This is a genomic window from Paramicrobacterium agarici (assembly GCF_002563955.1).
In the GTDB taxonomy this organism is placed as follows: Bacteria; Actinomycetota; Actinomycetes; order Actinomycetales; family Microbacteriaceae; genus Paramicrobacterium; species Paramicrobacterium agarici.
Genome location: NZ_PDJE01000001.1, coordinates 2120643 through 2138462, shown reverse-complemented (window position 1 = coordinate 2138462; position 17820 = coordinate 2120643). Strand labels below are relative to the sequence as shown.

Below are 17820 nucleotides of genomic sequence, written 5' to 3'. Positions count from 1 at the left end.
CTATCCGAACCAGAGCGCGAGCTCGCGCGCTGCAGACTCTGGGCTGTCGGAGCCGTGCACAAGGTTCTGCTGCACCGCAAGGCCCCAGTCGCGGCCCAGGTCGCCGCGCACGGTGCCCGGAGCGGCGCTCGTCGGGTCCGTCGCGCCCGCGAGCGACCGGAAGCCCTCGATCACTCTGTCTCCCGCGACACGAATGGCGACGACAGGTCCCGACATCATGAACTCGACGAGCGGTTCGTAGAACGGCTTGCCCTCGTGCTCGGCGTAGTGGGCGGCAAGCAGGTCGCGGTCTGCCTGCACGAGGCGGATGTCGACGAGCGAGTACCCTTTCGCCTCGATGCGGCGGAGAATTTCGCCCGTCAAGCTGCGGGCGACCCCATCGGGTTTGATCAGAACAAGTGTCTCTTCTACGGCCATTTAGCTTTCTCCTGCCTCGAGCCGGCGGCTCTTCTCTCTGTCGATCCGAGCCCCCACGATCATGCAGTAGATCCACATAATCAGGAACAGCCCGCCGACGACGAACATCTGGGGCATCACAATGCCGGTAGCAACAATAACGCCTTGCAGCGCCCACCCGCAGATCAGGCCCCAGCGGAACCTCAGCACGGGAATGACCGCGACCATCAGCACACAGAGGATGCCGCCGGCGACGAACGCCGTGACAGGCTCGACGGCCTTGAGCCCAAACGCCACGAGTGTCGCGAGAAAAACGACGAGCAACTCAGCGCTGAAGACGATGGAACCAAGAGTGGCTCTGACGCCCCCTCCCCTCACGCCCAGCCCCTGTCGTCGACCACAAGCAGAGCCTCCCCGGCGAGAATGACAGACCCCGCGACCAAGACAATTCGGCCCGGCTCTTCACTCGCCCAGTCCCGAGCGATCGAGAGAGCCTCGTCGACGCTGTCATAGGCGACAACCGGAGTATCCGAAGTCGCACGCCGGACTTCCGCTGCGAGAGCTTCCGCGTCTCGAGCACGCTCGGACTCCACGTGGGTCGTGAACACGCGCTCTGCGACGGGAAGGAGGTGGTCGAGAATTCCTCGAGCGTCCTTGTCGTCGAGAACCCCGATCACGAGCCCGACGTTGTCGCTGTCGAAATACCGCTGAAGCGCGTCGGCAAGCGATTGCGCTCCGTGGGGGTTGTGCGCTGCGTCGACAAGGATCGTGGGCTGGGTCGCGGCGATCTCGAGCCGACCGGGCGACCGCGCCTCTGCGAGCCCCTGCGCAAGTACCTCGGGGTCGAGCGGCACACCACCGTCTCCGAGAAATGTCTCGCAGACAGCGATGGCGAGAGCCGCGTTGCGCCCCTGGTGGTCGCCGAATACGGGGAGGAACAGCCCGTCGTACGCGGCCGAACGGCCCTGAACCGTGATCTGCTGCCCTCCGACAGCCACAACGTCGCTCGAGAGGACGAAATCCCTGTCTTCGAGAGTGACCGGAGCCTCGAGCCGGGCGGCAGCGCGTTCGATCTCAGCGAGCGCGACCGGCACCTGCGTGGCAGAGACGACGCGCGACCCGCGCTTGATGATGCCTGCTTTCGTCGCAGCGATCTCGGCGATCGTGCCTCCGAGCGTCGCGCTGTGGTCGATATCGATCGGGGTGAAGACCGCGACGGAGGCGTCGGCGACGTTTGTGGAGTCCCACTCGCCACCCATTCCGACCTCGACGACGGCCACGTCGACGGGTGCCTCAGCAAAGCTTGCGAAAGCAAGAGCAGTGAGCGTCTCGAAGAACGTCAGCCGTACCTCGCCCTCATCCTGCAACTGCCCGTCGATCATCTCGACGTACGGTTTGATGTCCCGCCAGTTCTCAACGAGCTTGTCGTTCGAGATCGGCTCGCCGTCGATGGTGATGCGCTCGTTGAACGACTTCAGGTGGGGACTCGTGAACAGCCCTGTACGAAGCCCATGCGCCCGGAGGATGCTTTCGATGAAGCGCGAGGTGCTGCTCTTGCCGTTGGTGCCTGTGACGTGAATGATCGGGCACGCGGCTTGAGGATCACCCAGCAGTTCGACGAGCCGACGAGTCGGGTCGAGGCGCGGCCGTGGCCGCCCCTCCCCCGTGCGTGCGTAGAGTTCTGCGATGGTATCAGCCGCTTCTGCGGCAAAACCGGAGCTTCCGACGACTGGCTCAGACATGTGATTCCTTTGCGCGACTGACAGCGACGGTAACACGGCCGGCGTTCGCGAATGCACCGGAGTCGATAGTCTGCGTGTGCTCCGGCGCGCGCTCTGCGATCCGTGCACGTGCGTCGACTGGATCATCCCCTCCCAGGTCGCCTTCACTATGGATGCCGAAAGACACGGCGAGTGTCTCGGCAGCGAGGCTCACCGCAGTGACGCTGCTGACAGCATCCGCGTCGCTCTTGTCTTCGAAGATGAGGTCGAGAGCAATGCGATCGCTCACGTCGAACCCTGCCGCCTTTCGCGTGTCTTGCACCGCTCGTACCATGTCGCGGACCAGCCCCTCGGCCTCCAGCTCGGGTGTGGTCGACGTGTCGAGAAGGGCGAACCCTGCGCCGCTGAGCAGCCCGAGAGCCGAGCCCTCGCTCGCGTTCGCAGTCTCGAGGACAAGGCTGAACTCGCCCTCCACGAGTTCCACGCCGCCGGCCGTCACAATCCCCTCAGACTCGGACCAGTCACCGCTCTTCGCCGCCGCAATGACCTGCTGCACCTGCTTCCCGAGCCGAGGCCCGGCGGCACGCGCATTCACGGTGAGCTTCGACGTGATGCCGAATTCGGCGGCGCTCGACTCGGTCAGGGGAACGAGAGTCACGTTCTTGACGTTGAGTTCATCGCGCAGAATGTCTTCAAAGGGGGCCAGCGCCGACGCGTCGGGCGTCACGACGGTGAGCTCGGCGAGGGGCAGACGCACCCGCCGTCCGGCTTGCTTGCGCAGAGCCTGGCCGACCGAGCTGATCTCGCGCACTCGGTCCATCGCGGCGACAAGTGCGTCATCAGCCGGGAACTCCGCCGCCAGCGGCCAATCGGTCAGGTGTACGCTACGACCGCCCGTCAGTCCTTTCCAGATGTTCTCGGTCACAAGCGGAAGCATGGGCGCCGAGATACGGCAGAGCGCTTCGAGCACCGTGTACAAGGTGTCGAACGCTTCACTGCCCTCGCCTGCGCTGCCGACCCCGCTCCAGAAGCGATCACGAGATCGGCGCACGTACCAGTTCGTGAGCACGTCTGCGAAATCGCGCAGCTTGTTCGACGCCATGGTCGAATCGAATTCTTCGAGATCGGTCGTCACCCCGTCGACGAGCTGCCGAAGCTTCGCGAGGATGTACCGGTCGAGGACATCATCGGAGGCGGTGCTCTCGTGTGCGTCATAACCGCCCTCCGTCGCTGTATTCGCGTAGAGCGAGAAGAAATACCATGTGTTCCACAACGGGAGCAGGAGTTGTCTCACTCCTTCGCGGATGCCCGCCTCGGTGACGATGAGGTTGCCTCCGCGCAGCACAGAGCTCGACATGAGGAACCACCTCATGGCGTCGGAGCCGTCTCGGTCGAAGACCTCGTTGACATCGGGATAGTTGCGCAGCGACTTCGACATCTTCTGGCCGTCGCTGCCCAGCACTATTCCGTGGCTCACGACGTTCTTGAACGCTGGCCGGTCGAAGAGAGCCGTCGAAAGAACGTGCAGAAGGTAGAACCATCCACGTGTCTGCCCGATGTACTCGACGATGAAGTCCGCAGGATTGTGGGAGTCGAACCAGTCCTGGTTCTCAAAGGGATAGTGCACCTGCGCGTACGGCATCGAGCCTGAGTCGAACCAGACGTCGAAGACGTCGTCGATACGTCGCATCGTCGATGAACCGGTGGGATCGTCGGGGTTGGGCCTTGTCAGCTCGTCGATGTAAGGGCGGTGCAGATCGTTCGGGCGCACGCCGAAGTCTCGTTCGAGCTCATCGAGTGATCCGTACACGTCGACCCTGGGGTAGTCGGGGTTGTCGCTCTTCCATACGGGAATCGGCGACCCCCAGTAGCGGTTACGGCTGATCGACCAGTCCCGAGCATTGGCCACCCATTTGCCGAATTGTCCGTCTTTGACGTTGTCCGGAACCCAGTTGATCTCCTGATTCACCTCGACCATGCGGTCGCGAAACTCCGAGACCCGCACGAACCAGCTCGAGACCGCCTTGTAGATGAGCGGATTGCGGCAGCGCCAGCAGTGCGGGTACGAGTGGACGTAACTCGACTGGCGCAGCACGCGTCCGTTCTCGCGGAGCAGCCGGATGAGCGTCTTATTCGCGTCGCTCCACAGCTCGCCGGCGACGTCGGTGACGCTCGAGAGAAACCTGCCCGAGTCGTCGAGCGACAGCACCACGGGAATGCCTGCCGCTTCACAGACGCGCTGGTCGTCTTCGCCGTACGCCGGAGCCTGGTGCACAATGCCCGTTCCGTCTGTCGTCGTGACGTAGTCGTCAACAAGAATCTGCCACGCATTCTCGGTGTGCCACGTCTCGACATCTGCGTAGTAATCGAAGAGACGCTCATAGCCGACACCGGCGAGGTCCTCGCCCCGGAGCCGGCGCTCGACGGCCGCGAGGGCGGCGTCGCCCGACTCGTAGCCAAGCTCCTTCGCGTGTGCAGCGACGAGGTCGACGGCGAGCAAGTAGCTCGATTTCACGCCGTCGCCCGCTCTCGCGTCGGCCGCGCCAGCGGGCCCTGCCGGAACGACGGCGTATTCGATGTCCGGCCCTACGACAAGAGCGACGTTCGTCGGAAGCGTCCACGGGGTCGTCGTCCACGCAAGCGCCTTCACTCCCGCGAGTCCCATGGATTCGGCCTTCTCGCCGTGAAGCGGGAATGTCACGGTCAGAGTCTGGTCCTGACGATCCTTGTAAACGTCGTCATCCATGCGCAGCTCGTGGTTGGAGAGGGGCGTCTGGTCACGCCAGCAGTACGGGAGCACCCGGTAACCCTCGTAGGCCAGCCCACGGTCGTACAAGCTCTTGAACGCCCAGATGACGCTCTCCATGAACGAGATGTCGAGCGTCTTGTAGTCATTCTCGAAGTCAACCCACCGCGCCTGACGCGTGACGTACGACTGCCATTCATCGGTGTAGTGCAGCACAGACGAACGCGCGGCTTCGTTGAACGCCGCGATGCCCATCTCTTCGATCTGGGACTTGTCAGTGATTCCGAGTTGACGTTCCGCTTCGAGCTCGGCGGGGAGGCCGTGCGTGTCCCATCCGAAGCGACGGTGCACCTGCTTTCCGCGCATTGTCTGGAAGCGTGGGAACAGATCCTTCGCGTACCCGGTGAGCAGGTGCCCGTAGTGCGGGAGCCCGTTCGCGAAGGGAGGCCCGTCGTAAAAGACCCATTCGGGGGCGCCTTCGCGATTATCGATGGATGCCTGGAATGTGCTGTCTTTCGCCCAGAAGTCGAGAACCGACGTCTCGACGTCGGGAAAGGACGGCGAGGGCGTGACGCCGAAAGCTGCGCCCGTGTGGCTGGTGTCATTCGACTGGGGGTACGGCATGTCGCTCCTGGCAGGTTGTGAGTTCTCCTACGAGGACGGCGAAGCCGCGGTACCACCTCACTTGCCCGATGACTCGGACCACTTGTTCTTTGGCTGTGACGGGCCAGCCCCGTTCGGTTCTACTGGGCACGCATGCCGTTCTTCCGAAGACTCCCCGGTGATGGCCGGATCGCTGTCATTGCGCCTAGTCTACCCGCTCGGGCTACCGCTGTGCGCCGGCTCCGTCGAAGCATGGCCGGAACCCGCTGCACACCGGTCCGATGGCCTCACGAACGTAGTCATCGAGGGCACGACGTCCGACTCCGTCGCCGGCCCAGCGTGCGGCCGCAGTGGCGGCCGCTGCGGTCAGTGCTGCCGCGGCCGTGTCGCCGTCCGGTTTCACGTCGGCTCCCGCTCGCGACGAGATGAATGACGCGAGGATCTCGGTGACCGCAAGCACGCGCACCATGCCCGAACTGAGCAGCTCGTTTCGGGTCCCCATCAGGTCGACTTGCGTCAGCGCCCAGGGCACACGGCTCGATGGATGCTCCGACGCCACCCGAGTAAGAGCGGCCTCCACACCGTCGAGCACGTTCTCGTGACGGGGAAGAGACGCGAGGATGCCGCTAAGGGCACTGATCGTCTCGTCGACGTCGACCCAGAGCACGTCGCTCTTCGACGAGAAGTAATTAAAGAATGTGTTGCGACTGACGCCCGCACGCGTGGAGATCTCGTCGATCGTCGTCCCGTCGTAGGTCTGCTCGAGAAAGAGCTCCGCCGCCGCTTCTTCCAGCATCCGCCGAGATGACCGCCGAGGTCGCCCCACACGCTGCTTCTCCGCCATTCTGCGCACCCTCCTCATACGGTGTGCTCATTTTGTCACAGCAGAATGATCGGGCGCACAGGCCGTTCTCGCGATCTCATGCAGCGGCGGTCTCAACGACCTCATCGATCTTGTCGCCGAAGGGAGCCGCGAGAGTCGAAGAGTAGACCCAGCTGATGTGATGCGTGTCACGGAACGCGAGAACGCCTCCGATGACGGGCGGCACCTGCTCGTCGACGATGAAGTACTCGCTCATGTCAATGAGCGACACCCGGGAATCTGTCGACTGCTCAGCGGCCTCGGCCAGCGGGTCTTCGCTGAAGGCGTCATCCACCGAGCGAGCGCATTCTTCGCCAGCGCGCTTTCCGTTGGCGGTCACACAGCTGAGCACATCGCTGTTCATGCGCGGTGTATCCCGCACAGCGATGATGCTGCTGATGTGTTCGGGCAGCTCGCTCCACCGTTCCTCGTATGAGTCGATCGCGGTCTCTTGCCAGCTCTCGCCGTCCTCGGCCTCGACAGGGTTCGACGATTTCGCCGAGGTCACGACGGTGTCGATCTCCGTGTGCTCGTCGAGGTACGCCTTCGCTTCATCGTTCCAGGTCGTGCATGTATCGACGAGCGTCGCCACCTCGGCATTCGATTTCTCGGGCTCATCACGCGGGACACCGATGAACGGGCACGATGCCTTGGTCAGCACCGTCACGTGCCAATTGCGCTTCTCCGCCGTATGCATCATCGCACTGAGCCATTGCTCGGTGTGCGAGTCTCCGACGAGCGCGATCACCTGGTCGGCGTCTTCTTTCTCGACCCCGTACTCGCACACCTTGAGCTCGTCATCGCGCGTGTTGGTGATGCAGCGTTCGGGCGACTTGTCGACAAGGGCCGGATCGGGAACCGCGACGGTGTCGGGTTCGACGACGCAGCCAGAGCCCGGTTCAAGGGCGGCCGCCCCGAAGCACGGCTCGTTGCTCTCGACAAGCGTTGCAAGTTTCTGCTGGCTCGCCTTCACCTGCTCGTCTGCCGCGCCGATGCCGCCAATCGTGACCACGACGACGGCACCCATCGCCGCCGCGGTGGCGGCGAAGGTGATCCGCGGGCGCCACGATGATGTGATGCCGATGCGCACGGGGTCTTCGACCCACTCCTTCGAAGCCCAGGCGAGAACAAGCGTGAGCGCCGTGATGACGAGCAGATCAATCGGATTCACGGTGCGCCGCAGCACGAAGGGGGCGAGGATGATCAGCGGGAAATGCCACAAGTACACGCTGTACGACACGTCGCCGAGCCACTGCATGGGTCGCACGGCGAGCAGGCGCCGGGGCGACCATGCTGGACTCGGGTCGTGTGCGATGATCACCGCGATGGTCGCGAGAACGGGAAGAAGCGCCGTATAGCCGGGGAACGGCGTCTCACCTGTGTAGACGAGAGCGCTCAGGAAGATGCCGCCGAGCCCGAGCCAGGCCAAGACGCTGCGAACCTGTTCGGGTATCGCGGCGAACAGGGCTGGACGAGAGAGCACGGCGAGTGCCGTGAGGCCGCCGAGAGCAAACTCCCATGCGCGCGTCGTCGTGACGAAGTACGCGGCAGCGGGGTCGAACGCAGTCTGCCACACCGACCAGCCGAACGAGAGCACGGCGACGGCACCGATGACGAACCCGACGGAACGCGCCGGTCGCGCTCGCTTCGCACGCGACGCGATCCAGAGCGCGAGCACCATCAGCAGCGGCCAGACGATGTAAAACTGCTCTTCGGTGGAGAGCGACCAATAGTGCTGCACGGGCGACGCCTGCGCCTCAGCCGCCAGGTAATCGACGGCCTGGTCCGCAAGCATCCAGTTCTGGCCATACAGCGCCGACGCGGCCACCTGAGCGAGAAAGTCCGGTTTGAATCCTGTCGGTACAAACAGCCAGACGGCGCCGACGGTCAGCGCCAAGACAAGAAGCGCCGCAGGAAGCAGTCGGCGCGCGCGTCGCGCCCAGAAGCGAGGCAGGTTGATGCGCGACGTCGTGTTCATCTCGCGCAGCAGATGCGTCGTGATGAGAAACCCCGAAATCACGAAAAAGACATCGACCCCGACGTACCCGCCAGGCAGTGCAGCGGGGACGAAGTGAAAGATCACAACGATGCCGACTGCTATCGCCCGCAGGCCCTGAATATCGGTCCGCACCTCGGTCGTGCGTCCGCTCGTCTGCTGAGACATGAGTGGATCACCAGCCATTCGTCGTGTACCCCCACTTTAGGGGGCAGCATGCTCGGCGTCTTTCAGTGAGCTTTCAGGAAGCATTCGCATTCCGTGCAGTGCAGCGGGACGGCTACCATGGATGGATACCCCTTCCAGGCACGTTCACACGGTGCCGCCTATATCGAATCGGAGTTTCCAGCATGACCACAGTTCCCGACAAGCCCGCGCTCGAAGGTCTCGAGGAATCCTGGGGCTCCACGTGGGAGAAGGACGGCACCTATCGTTTCGACCGCGACGGTGCGGCGCGTGGCGGCCGGCCCTGCGTCTATTCGATCGACACGCCGCCTCCGACAGCATCCGGTTCTCTGCATATCGGTCACGTCTTCAGCTACACGCACACCGACGTCATCGCGCGATTCCAGCGCATGTCGGGCAAGAAGGTCTTCTACCCCATGGGGTGGGACGACAACGGTCTGCCGACCGAACGGCGCGTGCAGAACTACTACGGCGTGCGCTGTGACCCCTCGCTGCCCTACGATCCCGGCTTCGTCCCCCCTCACAACGGCGACGGCAAGAGCATCAAGGCGGCGGACCAGCAGCCCATCTCACGGCGCAACTTCATCGAACTGTGCGAGAAGCTGACCGTTGAAGACGAAAAGCAGTTCGAAGATGTCTGGCGCAGGCTCGGTCTCTCTGTCGACTGGACCCAGAGCTACCGCACCATCGGCGACGAATCGCTCGCCGTGAGTCAGAGAGCGTTCCTGAACAGCGTGAAACGAGGCGAGGCGTACCAGGCGATGGCGCCGACGCTCTGGGACATCACGTTCCGCACTGCCGTTGCCCAGGCAGAGCTTGAAGACAAGGATCAGCCGGGAACGTATCACCGCATCGCGTTCCATCGCGCGGACGGTGGAACGCTCGAGATCGAAACGACGCGCCCTGAACTGCTTCCCGCGTGCGTCGCACTCGTTGCGCATCCCGATGATGCGCGATATCAGCCGTACTTCGGCACGACAGTGACGACGCCCGTGTACGGCGTCGAGGTTCCTGTTGTCGCCCATCACCTCGCACAGCCCGACAAGGGCGCGGGCATCGCCATGATCTGTACGTTCGGCGACGTCACCGACGTTGTGTGGTGGCGTGAACTCGACCTTCCGAACCGTGCGATCATCGGGTTCGACGGACGTATCGTCGCAGACGCTCCCGACGCCATCACGTCGCAGACGGGTCGCGACGCCTACGCCGAGCTGGCGGGAAAGACGGTCTTCTCCGCGAAGAAGGAGGTCGTGCGGCAACTCTCAGAGTCAGGCGATCTCATCGGTGAGCCGAAGCAGATCACCCACCCCGTGAAGTTCTTCGAGAAGGGCGACAAGCCGCTCGAGATCGTGTCGACGCGGCAGTGGTACATCTCCAATGGCGCACGAGACGAGCAGCTCAAGGCTCGTCTCCTCGAGCTGGGTGCTGAGCTGACATGGCACCCCGATTTCATGCGCGTGCGCTACGAGAACTGGGTCGGCGGCCTGAGCGGCGACTGGCTGGTTTCACGCCAGCGCTTCTTCGGTGTGCCGATTCCGCTCTGGTATCCGCTCGACGCGGCGGGAAACGTCGACTATGACTCGCCCATCGCCGCCGATGTCGACTCGCTCCCCGTTGACCCGTCAAGCGATGCCGCTCCCGGCTACGACGAATCACAGCGCGGCGAGGCCGGTGGGTTCATCGGCGAGGTCGACGTTCTCGACACCTGGGCGACGTCATCGCTCACACCGCAGATCGCGGGAGGATGGCAGCGCGACGAGGATCTCTGGAACCTCGTGCATCCGTACGATCTACGCCCTCAGGGTCAGGACATCATCCGCACGTGGCTGTTCTCGACCATGCTGCGATCTGTGCTCGAAGACAACGAGAAGCCGTGGACGAACGCCTCCATCTCTGGATTCATCGTCGATCCCGATCGTAAGAAGATGTCCAAATCCAAGGGCAACGTCGTCACGCCAGCCGATATGCTCGCCAAACACGGCTCCGACGCGGTGCGCTACTGGGCAGCATCCTCTCGCTTGGGCACTGACGCCGCGTTCGACCCGCAGAATCCCACGCAGATCAAGATCGGGCGACGCCTCGCGATCAAGATCCTCAACGCCTCGAAGTTCATTCTCGGTTTCGACGGCACGGATGCTGACGAGGTCACAGAGCCGTTGGACCGAAGCATGCTCGCGACGCTCAACCGTGTGGTCGCCGAGGCGACCGCCGCTCTGAGTTCGTACGACCATGCTCGTGCCCTCGAGGTGACGGAGAGCTTCTTCTGGACGTTCTGCGACGACTACCTCGAGCTCGTGAAGGAACGCGCGTACGACAACACAAACCCTACCCGCTCCTCGGCGGTGTCAGCGCTTCGCCAGGCGTTGAGCACACTGCTGCGCCTGTTCGCCCCCTTTGTTCCGTTCGCAACGGAAGAGGCCTGGTCATGGTGGAACTCCGGCTCCGTTCACGCATCGTCGTGGCCGACGACCGCCGAGCTCGATGTACACGGCGATGAGCAGGTTCTCGCGCTCACGGGAGTCGCGCTCATTGGAATCCGCCGGGCAAAGACCGACGCGAAAGTGTCACAGAAGGTTGCCGTCGAACGAGCGACGATCACGTGCCCGGCCGGTCAGCTCGAGGCGCTGCGCTCTGCGTCTGCGGATCTCGCCGCGGTGGGCAGAGTCGCGAATCTCACCTTCGCGCAAGGCGACGAGATCGCGGTCACCGATATCGTGCTCGCCGAGCCCGCGGACTCCTAGGGGGCCAAATGCAGTTGGGAACGCGCTGGGCAGTGGGGTCTGCCGCGCCTGCGGCCCTGCCCCCGGTCGTCGCGAGCGCCGTCTGCGACGTCGAAGCGGAACTCCGCGTTGATGGTGTCGCCGTCGCCGGATGGGCCTGGACCCTCACCTGGCTCGAGGGGCGTCCCGTTGTCGAACTCGACGACGGCACGCTCATCACGTACAACGACGCCGAACGATCGGCCACGGTGCGCCAGGTCGGCCAGGACGCAGACGATGACGACGACTACTGAGGCGAAAGCGACGGCCTGAGCGACGTCTCACACGTGCGCGATGATCTCGCCGTGCGGCATGGCGAACCATCCGCGCTCGTCTGCGGCCCACGTACGCCAGGCACGAGCCATCTCGGCTAGATCATCGGCGTGAGCTGCTCCCGATTCGATCGCCTGAATGGCGAAATGGGATTCTGTCGCCCTCTCCGCCCAGCTGCCGCCCCAGTTCTCACGCTCCGCGTCAGTTGAGAAGCACCAGATGGATGCTGACGAGTCCACCGTGCGCGCGCCCGCGCTGAGCGCCACGGCTCGCAGCCTCCGTCCCATGTCGGGGTCGCCTTCGGCGTATCGAGCAGCACTGAGGTACGCGTCGCGCCACGTATCGAGACCGGCGAGATCGGGAAACCACGACGCCCCCGAGTAGATCGCGTCCCGGGCGGCAACAATGCCACCGGGCTTCGTGACCCTGAGCATCTCCGCCATGACGCGATCTGGATCAGCGACGTGCTGCAGCACCTGATGTGCGTGCACGAGATCGAACGTGTCATCCGGCGCGTCAATGGCATACCCGCTTCCCTGCGCGAACTCGACGTTCCTGACGTCCGCCGACTCCGCGTAGTTGCGTGCGCGCTCGATCACGGCCGGCTCCACATCGATGCCGCGCACCCGACCCGGCGATATGCGCCGGGCGAGGTCAACGGTGATCGTGCCCGGCCCGCAGCCCACGTCGAGCACATTCATGCCGACCCTGAGATGCGGCACGACATAAGCGGCTGAGTTGTCGACCGTGCGCCACGCGTGCGTTCGAACGACGCTCTCGTGATGCCCGTGAATATACGGATCAGCAGAAGGCATGGTCACAGGCTACTCTCGACGCAACAACGTCGGCGAGTGGCCGCGCGCTCGCGGTGTGAACGTCCGGGTTTACGCTGACTTCTCGCGTCGCGCATGCTCCTCGAGAATCGGTGCAGCGCCCTCTGTCACGGCCTCGCGAGTGATGATCACGCGCGAGACATTCTCGCTGGAAGGCACATCGAACATAATGGGGCCAAGCACGTCTTCGAGAATCGCGCGGAGCCCGCGAGCGCCTGTCTTTCGCTCAACCGCGAGGTTCGCGATGGCCTCGAGAGCCTCCCGCTCGAACTCAAGCTCAACGCCGTCGAGTTCGAACATCCGCTCAAACTGCTTGACCAGCGCGTTGCGCGGCTCCGTCAGAATCTGCATGAGAGCGTGCTGATCGAGCGGCGTCACCGTGGTCAGAACAGGCAGGCGTCCGATGAACTCGGGAATGAGCCCGAATTTGTGCAGGTCTTCAGGAAGCACCTCGCTGAAGAGGTCCGCGTTGTCATCTTGCGAGTGAAGCGGGGCGCCGAAGCCGATTCCCCGTTTCCCTGCCCTCGACGAGACGATATCCTCGAGTCCGGCGAAAGCCCCGGCAACGACGAAGAGCACGTTCGTCGTGTCGATCTGGATGAACTCCTGATGCGGATGCTTGCGCCCGCCCTGCGGCGGAACCGAGGCAACGGTCCCCTCGAGAATCTTCAGCAGCGCCTGCTGAACTCCTTCTCCTGAGACGTCTCTCGTGATCGAGGGGTTCTCCGCCTTACGCGCGATCTTGTCGATCTCGTCGATGTAGATGATGCCGGTCTCGGCGCGCTTCACGTCGTAGTCAGCGGCCTGCAGAAGTTTGAGCAGGATGTTCTCGACGTCTTCGCCGACGTATCCCGCTTCCGTCAGTGCCGTCGCGTCGGCGACGGCGAATGGAACGTTGAGGCGCTTCGCGAGGGTCTGAGCGAGGTACGTCTTGCCGCACCCGGTCGGTCCGACCATCAGGATGTTGCTCTTCGCGATCTCTACGTCTTCATGCATGCTGTCAGCGCTCGTCAGCGTCGAGCGGGCCTTGACGCGCTTGTAATGGTTGTAGACGGCGACCGCAAGGGAACGCTTCGCCGGCTCCTGACCGATCACGTACTCCTCGAGGAAGTCGAAGATCTCCTTCGGCTTGGGAAGATCGAACTCCCCCGCCGATGCCTCGCCCGCCTCAGCGAGGCGCTCCTCGATAATCTCGTTGCAGAGCTCTACACACTCATCGCAGATGTAAACCCCTGGGCCCGCGATCAGCTGCTGAACTTGCTTCTGGCTCTTGCCGCAGAAGGAGCACTTCAACAGGTCGGCACTCTCACCGATTCGCGCCATTGGCGTGCCTCCTCCACTTGATGCTGTGCATGTATCGAGCCTAACCTCTTCCACTGACTTCGCACGCGAACTGTGACGCGTGTGTGTCACAGACGCGAACGGCGGCGAGCTCTCGCCCACCGCCGTTCGTCGTCGTCTACGTACTCCTACTGCCCCAGCGACGCCGGAGCGTTCTTGCGACTCGTGAGCACCTGGTCGATGAGTCCGTACTCAAGCGCCTCTTCTGCCGAGAGGATCTTGTCGCGATCGATGTCGTTGTGGATCGTCTCTTGCGAGTGCTTCGAGTGCGCGGCGAGCGTCTCCTCAAGCCACGTGCGCATCCGCATGATCTCAGCGGCCTGAATCTCGATGTCCGAGGCCTGGCCCTGGCCTGCCTCACCGACGGCTGGCTGGTGGATCAAGATGCGCGCGTTGGGAAGCGCGAGGCGCTTGCCGGGCGTACCGGCCGCGGTGATCACGGCGGCCGCCGAGGCCGCCTGGCCGAGAACGACGGTCTGGATGTGAGGCCTGATGTACTGCATCGTGTCATAGATGGCGGTCATTGCCGTGAATGACCCACCAGGCGAGTTGATGTACATGACGATGTCGCGATCAGGGTCCATGCTTTCCAGAACGAGAAGCTGGGCCATGATGTCGTCTGCCGACGCGTCGTCTACCTGTACGCCGAGAAAGATGATGCGGTCTTCGAAGAGCTTGGCGTACGGATCCTGGCGCTTGTAGCCGTAGGCCGTCCGCTCTTCGAAGCTCGGCAGAATGTAGCGCGAGCTCGGCATCTGCAGGGAACGTCCTGCCGCTTCAAAGGTGGGAGTCTGCATAATTGTCGTCCTCTTCTGCCTACTTCTGAGAGCTGTCTGTTCCGCCGCCGCCTGTGACGTCGGTCGCCGATTCGCGAATGTGGTCGACGAAGCCGTAGTCCAGGGCCTCCTGGGCTGTGAACCACCGGTCGCGGTCGCCGTCGGCGTTGATCTGCTCGACGCTCTTGCCGGTCTGCGATGCGGTGATCTCTGCAAGACGCCGCTTCATATCGAGGATCAGTTGCGCCTGAGTCTGCACGTCGCTCGCCGTTCCGCCGAAGCCGCCGTGCGGCTGGTGCAGAAGCACGCGAGCGTTCGGGGTGATGTAACGCTTGCCCTTGGTTCCGCTCGTCAGCAGCAGCTGGCCCATGGATGCTGCCATGCCGATGCCGACCGTGACGATGTCGTTCGGCACGAACTGCATCGTGTCGTAGATCGCCATGCCCGCGGTGATCGAACCGCCGGGCGAGTTGATGTACAGATAGATATCGCGCTTCGGGTCTTCTGCCGCGAGCAGCAGGATCTTCGCGCAGATCTCGTTGGCATTCTCATCGCGCACCTCCGAACCCAGCCAGATGATGCGGTCTTTCAGAAGCTGGTCAAAAACACTCTGGGCCACAAGGGGCTCTGCCATGTCGCGCTCCGTTTCGTTATCGCTACAGTACGAATCTAGTGGAGGCGACGGTCGCTCACGGGCTGTGTTCGCCGTGGGCAGATCGTCGCATCAGACGCGAATGGGACCGGCCCTGTGCGGTCCCGGTCCCATTCTCAGATTGTCGGCTCTTACTTCGCCTCGTCGTTCTCGGCAGTCGCGTCGTCTGCTGTCTCAGACTCCTCGTCTGCTGTCTCGTCCTCGGCCGGCGGGAGGAATCCTGTCAGATCAACAGGCTCGCCAGCGGTATCGACGACCTCTGCTTTGCCCAGCACGACGGCGATCGCCTTGTTGCGGGCCACCTCGCCGACCATCTGCGGAATCTGGCCGTTCTCGTCGAGAACCTTGATGAACTCTCCCGGCTCCATGCCGTACTGCGACGCACCCTGGATGAGGTACTGAGTGAGCTCTTCCTGGCTCACCTGCACGTTCTCCTTCTCGACGATCGCGTCAAGAAGCAGCTGGGTGCGGAAGGTCTTCTCGCTCGACTCGCTGACCTCAGCACGGTGCTCGTCGTCCTCCAGGCGCCCCTCACTCTCAAGGTGGCGGTGAACCTCGGCCTCGATGAGCTTCTCAGAGACGGGGATCTCGACGGCGTCGAGCAAAAGATCGACGGCCTTCGTGCGAGCATCGGTTCCCTGCCCGAAGGTCTTCTGGCTCTTGACCTGGTCGACAAGGCTCTCGCGCAACTCGCCGATCGTGTCGAACTCGCTCGCGATCTGGGCGAAGTCGTCGTCCGCTTCGGGGAGCTCGCGTTCCTTCACAGCGGTGACCGTGACCGCGACCTCGGCGTCCTCGCCCTGGTGCTCTCCGCCGAGCAGCGGCGACGAGAACGTGGTGCTCTCCCCCGCGGTGAGGGATTCGACTGCCTCGTCCATGCCTTCGAGCAGCTCGCCGGATCCGACTTCGTACGAGACGCCGCTGGCAGAGTCGACCTCTTCGCCGTTGATCGTGGCCGTCAAGTCGATCTGCACGAAGTCGCCTGTCTTCGCCGGTCGGTCGACAGAAACAAGCGTCCCGAACCGCGTGCGCAGTTCGTCGAGCGCCGTGTCGATGTCGTCATCGGTGACCTCGGCGGGCGCGACCTCGACCTTGAGCCCGTCATATGCGGGAATCTCGAACTCGGGACGCACGTCTACCTCAACCGTGACGACGAGGTCGCCCGAGAAGTCCTTGTCGCTCGGCCACTCGGCGACGTCTGCCTCGGGACGGCCGAGCGTCTTGAGGTTCTCTTCCTCGACTGCCTTGCGGTAGTACTCGTCAAGACCTTCGCTCACGGCCTGCTCGATCACTGCGCCCTTGCCGATGCGCTGGTCAATGATCGCGGGCGGAACCTTACCCTTGCGGAAGCCAGGGATCGAGATCTGCTGCGCGATCGCCGAGTAGGCGCTGGTGATGCTGGGCTTGAGCTCCTCGGGAGGAACCGAGATGGTGAGCTTCACCCGGGTCGGGTTCAGCTTTTCGACCGTGGTCTTCACGATTATGCGTTCTCCTGTGATTTGGATTCTTACCTCGAATGAGGACGTACGTGGTCGGGGCGACAGGATTTGAACCTGCGACCTCCCGCTCCCAAAGCGGGCGCTCTAGCCAAGCTGAGCTACGCCCCGGCGCAAACGAACCGGTTGTGGATCTTCACCAAGGCCTAAGCAGGCGAATTGACCTCAAGCATTCTACTGTACTGCGTCGCAGTGCAATTACAGCATTCGCGACGCTCACGCGACATCGCTGACATGTTCGGAACCGAGTCCCGTGTTCACGACGAGCTCAAACGTGTACTACGATGTTCGAGTGCCTTTCGGTGCACGGGGATGTAGCTCAATGGTAGAGCCTCAGTCTTCCAAACTGATGGTGCGGGTTCGATTCCCGTCATCCCCTCCATGCGACTGGTCAGCGGCGAGCCGCGAGACACCGACGTCGATGGGAGCGGATCACGGTGAGACTGCCCCGTCTGGAGAAGATCTGGACCGTCATCGGCGTCATCTGCTTTCTGGTGGGCGGTGTGCTCCTCGGCATCGGCCGCTTCGGTCCGGGAACGCTTCTCATGATCGCCTGTGTCGTCTGCCTCGGTTCCGCCATGGGAGCTCACAGACGACGCCAGCGTCGCACTCAGAGAGATTGACGACTTCTCATGCGCCCGCGTGCAACCGCGCGTTTCCGACATAGTGTCGTGCGTTAGCGCGGATCGACTCCACCTCGTCGTCCGACAGCTCACGACGCACCTTCGCCGGCACTCCCGCGACGAGCGAACGCGGCGGCACCTCAGTTCCGCCGAGCACAACAGCACCACCGGCGATGAGCACTTCATCACCGACGGTTGCGCCACTGAGCACAACCGCGCCCATGCCCACGAGAACAGTGTTTCCGATCGTGCAGCCGTGCACGACCGCGTTATGCCCCACCGAGACGTCATCGCCGATCACCGTCGGCGACCCGGCATCGACGTGAACGGCAACGCCATCTTGAAGGTTGCTGCGATCGCCGATCGTGATCGAATCGGAATCGCCGCGCAGAACCGCGTTGTACCAGACACCCGATTCCTCGCCGATGCTCACGTTCCCGACGACCTTTGCGCCCGGAGCAATGAACGCACTGTCAGAGATGGACGGTTCGGCGCCGTTGGACAGCGAGATGACCGACTCTGGATCGTTGATAGTCATGTCCCCACCGTACGCGCCG

General features: G+C 63.3%; 15 protein-coding genes and 2 tRNA genes. 4 read left to right on the top strand and 13 right to left on the bottom strand.

Features of this window, described 5'->3' with window-relative positions:
• The 6 genes from ndk to ATJ78_RS10415 all read right to left on the bottom strand — a co-directional run bounded on the left by ndk (nt 1) and on the right by ATJ78_RS10415 (nt 8510).
• On the bottom strand, nt 1–417 hold the full coding sequence (ndk, locus tag ATJ78_RS10440) for a nucleoside-diphosphate kinase (protein WP_098407530.1): 417 nt from the start codon (nt 415–417) through the stop codon (nt 1–3).
• Nucleotides 418–774 carry a DUF4233 domain-containing protein gene (locus ATJ78_RS10435; RefSeq protein WP_169923437.1) on the bottom strand — a complete coding sequence of 119 codons (357 nt, stop codon included), beginning with the start codon at nt 772–774 and terminating at the stop codon, nt 418–420.
• Nucleotides 771–2138, bottom strand: a complete 1368-nt coding sequence (locus tag ATJ78_RS10430) for a bifunctional folylpolyglutamate synthase/dihydrofolate synthase (RefSeq protein ID WP_098407528.1) — start codon at nt 2136–2138, stop codon at nt 771–773. Before ATJ78_RS10430 ends, ATJ78_RS10435 begins: the two co-directional genes overlap by 4 nt.
• Nucleotides 2131–5487: an isoleucine--tRNA ligase gene (ileS, locus tag ATJ78_RS10425; RefSeq protein WP_098407527.1), complete on the bottom strand. Its 3357-nt coding sequence runs from the start codon at nt 5485–5487 to the stop codon at nt 2131–2133. The genes ATJ78_RS10430 and ileS overlap by 8 nt, the downstream gene beginning before the upstream one ends.
• Nucleotides 5488–5689: 202 nt before the next feature.
• Complete coding sequence (locus ATJ78_RS10420) at nt 5690–6310, bottom strand: TetR/AcrR family transcriptional regulator (RefSeq protein ID WP_098407526.1); 621 nt, start codon at nt 6308–6310, stop codon at nt 5690–5692.
• Nucleotides 6311–6386: 76 nt separating this feature from the next.
• Complete coding sequence (locus tag ATJ78_RS10415; protein WP_098407525.1) at nt 6387–8510, bottom strand: acyltransferase family protein; 2124 nt, start codon at nt 8508–8510, stop codon at nt 6387–6389.
• Nucleotides 8511–8674: 164 nt separating this feature from the next.
• On the opposite strand from ATJ78_RS10415, the gene valS reads away from it, so the two are divergent.
• Together valS and ATJ78_RS10405 are read left to right on the top strand one after the other, a co-directional pair.
• Entirely contained in the window at nt 8675–11251 is a 2577-nt protein-coding gene (gene valS, locus ATJ78_RS10410) for a valine--tRNA ligase (protein WP_098407524.1), read from the top strand.
• Between the two features lie 8 nt (nt 11252–11259).
• On the top strand, nt 11260–11523 hold the full coding sequence (locus ATJ78_RS10405) for a hypothetical protein (RefSeq protein ID WP_098407523.1): 264 nt from the start codon (nt 11260–11262) through the stop codon (nt 11521–11523).
• 27 nt (nt 11524–11550) lie between these two features.
• Here ATJ78_RS10405 and ATJ78_RS10400 read toward each other — a convergent pair whose 3' ends face one another.
• From ATJ78_RS10400 to ATJ78_RS10375, 6 genes are all read right to left on the bottom strand, one after another.
• Nucleotides 11551–12357 (bottom strand): methyltransferase domain-containing protein, encoded by an 807-nt coding sequence (locus ATJ78_RS10400; RefSeq protein WP_098409332.1) that lies wholly within the window; start codon nt 12355–12357, stop codon nt 11551–11553.
• Between the two features lie 69 nt (nt 12358–12426).
• A complete protein-coding gene (gene clpX, locus ATJ78_RS10395; RefSeq protein WP_098407522.1) occupies nt 12427–13698 on the bottom strand; it encodes an ATP-dependent Clp protease ATP-binding subunit ClpX in 1272 nt (423 codons plus the stop codon).
• Between the two features lie 146 nt (nt 13699–13844).
• On the bottom strand, nt 13845–14513 hold the full coding sequence (locus tag ATJ78_RS10390) for an ATP-dependent Clp protease proteolytic subunit (protein ID WP_098407521.1): 669 nt from the start codon (nt 14511–14513) through the stop codon (nt 13845–13847).
• A 19-nt stretch (nt 14514–14532) separates the two neighbouring features.
• On the bottom strand, nt 14533–15126 hold the full coding sequence (locus ATJ78_RS10385; protein WP_098407520.1) for an ATP-dependent Clp protease proteolytic subunit: 594 nt from the start codon (nt 15124–15126) through the stop codon (nt 14533–14535).
• 149 nt (nt 15127–15275) lie between these two features.
• Nucleotides 15276–16622, bottom strand: a complete 1347-nt coding sequence (tig, locus tag ATJ78_RS10380) for a trigger factor (RefSeq protein WP_211288458.1) — start codon at nt 16620–16622, stop codon at nt 15276–15278.
• A gap of 51 nt (nt 16623–16673) precedes the next feature.
• A tRNA-Pro gene (locus tag ATJ78_RS10375) sits at nt 16674–16751 on the bottom strand.
• A 197-nt stretch (nt 16752–16948) separates the two neighbouring features.
• Between ATJ78_RS10375 and ATJ78_RS10370 the strand changes: the two genes are divergently transcribed.
• A tRNA-Gly gene (locus tag ATJ78_RS10370) sits at nt 16949–17022 on the top strand.
• Between the two features lie 55 nt (nt 17023–17077).
• Entirely contained in the window at nt 17078–17263 is a 186-nt protein-coding gene (locus ATJ78_RS10365; RefSeq protein ID WP_098407518.1) for a hypothetical protein, read from the top strand.
• A gap of 7 nt (nt 17264–17270) precedes the next feature.
• Here ATJ78_RS10365 and ATJ78_RS10360 read toward each other — a convergent pair whose 3' ends face one another.
• Nucleotides 17271–17801, bottom strand: coding sequence for a gamma carbonic anhydrase family protein (locus tag ATJ78_RS10360; protein WP_098407517.1), 531 nt, complete (start codon nt 17799–17801; stop codon nt 17271–17273).
• Nucleotides 17802–17820 lie beyond the last annotated feature (19 nt).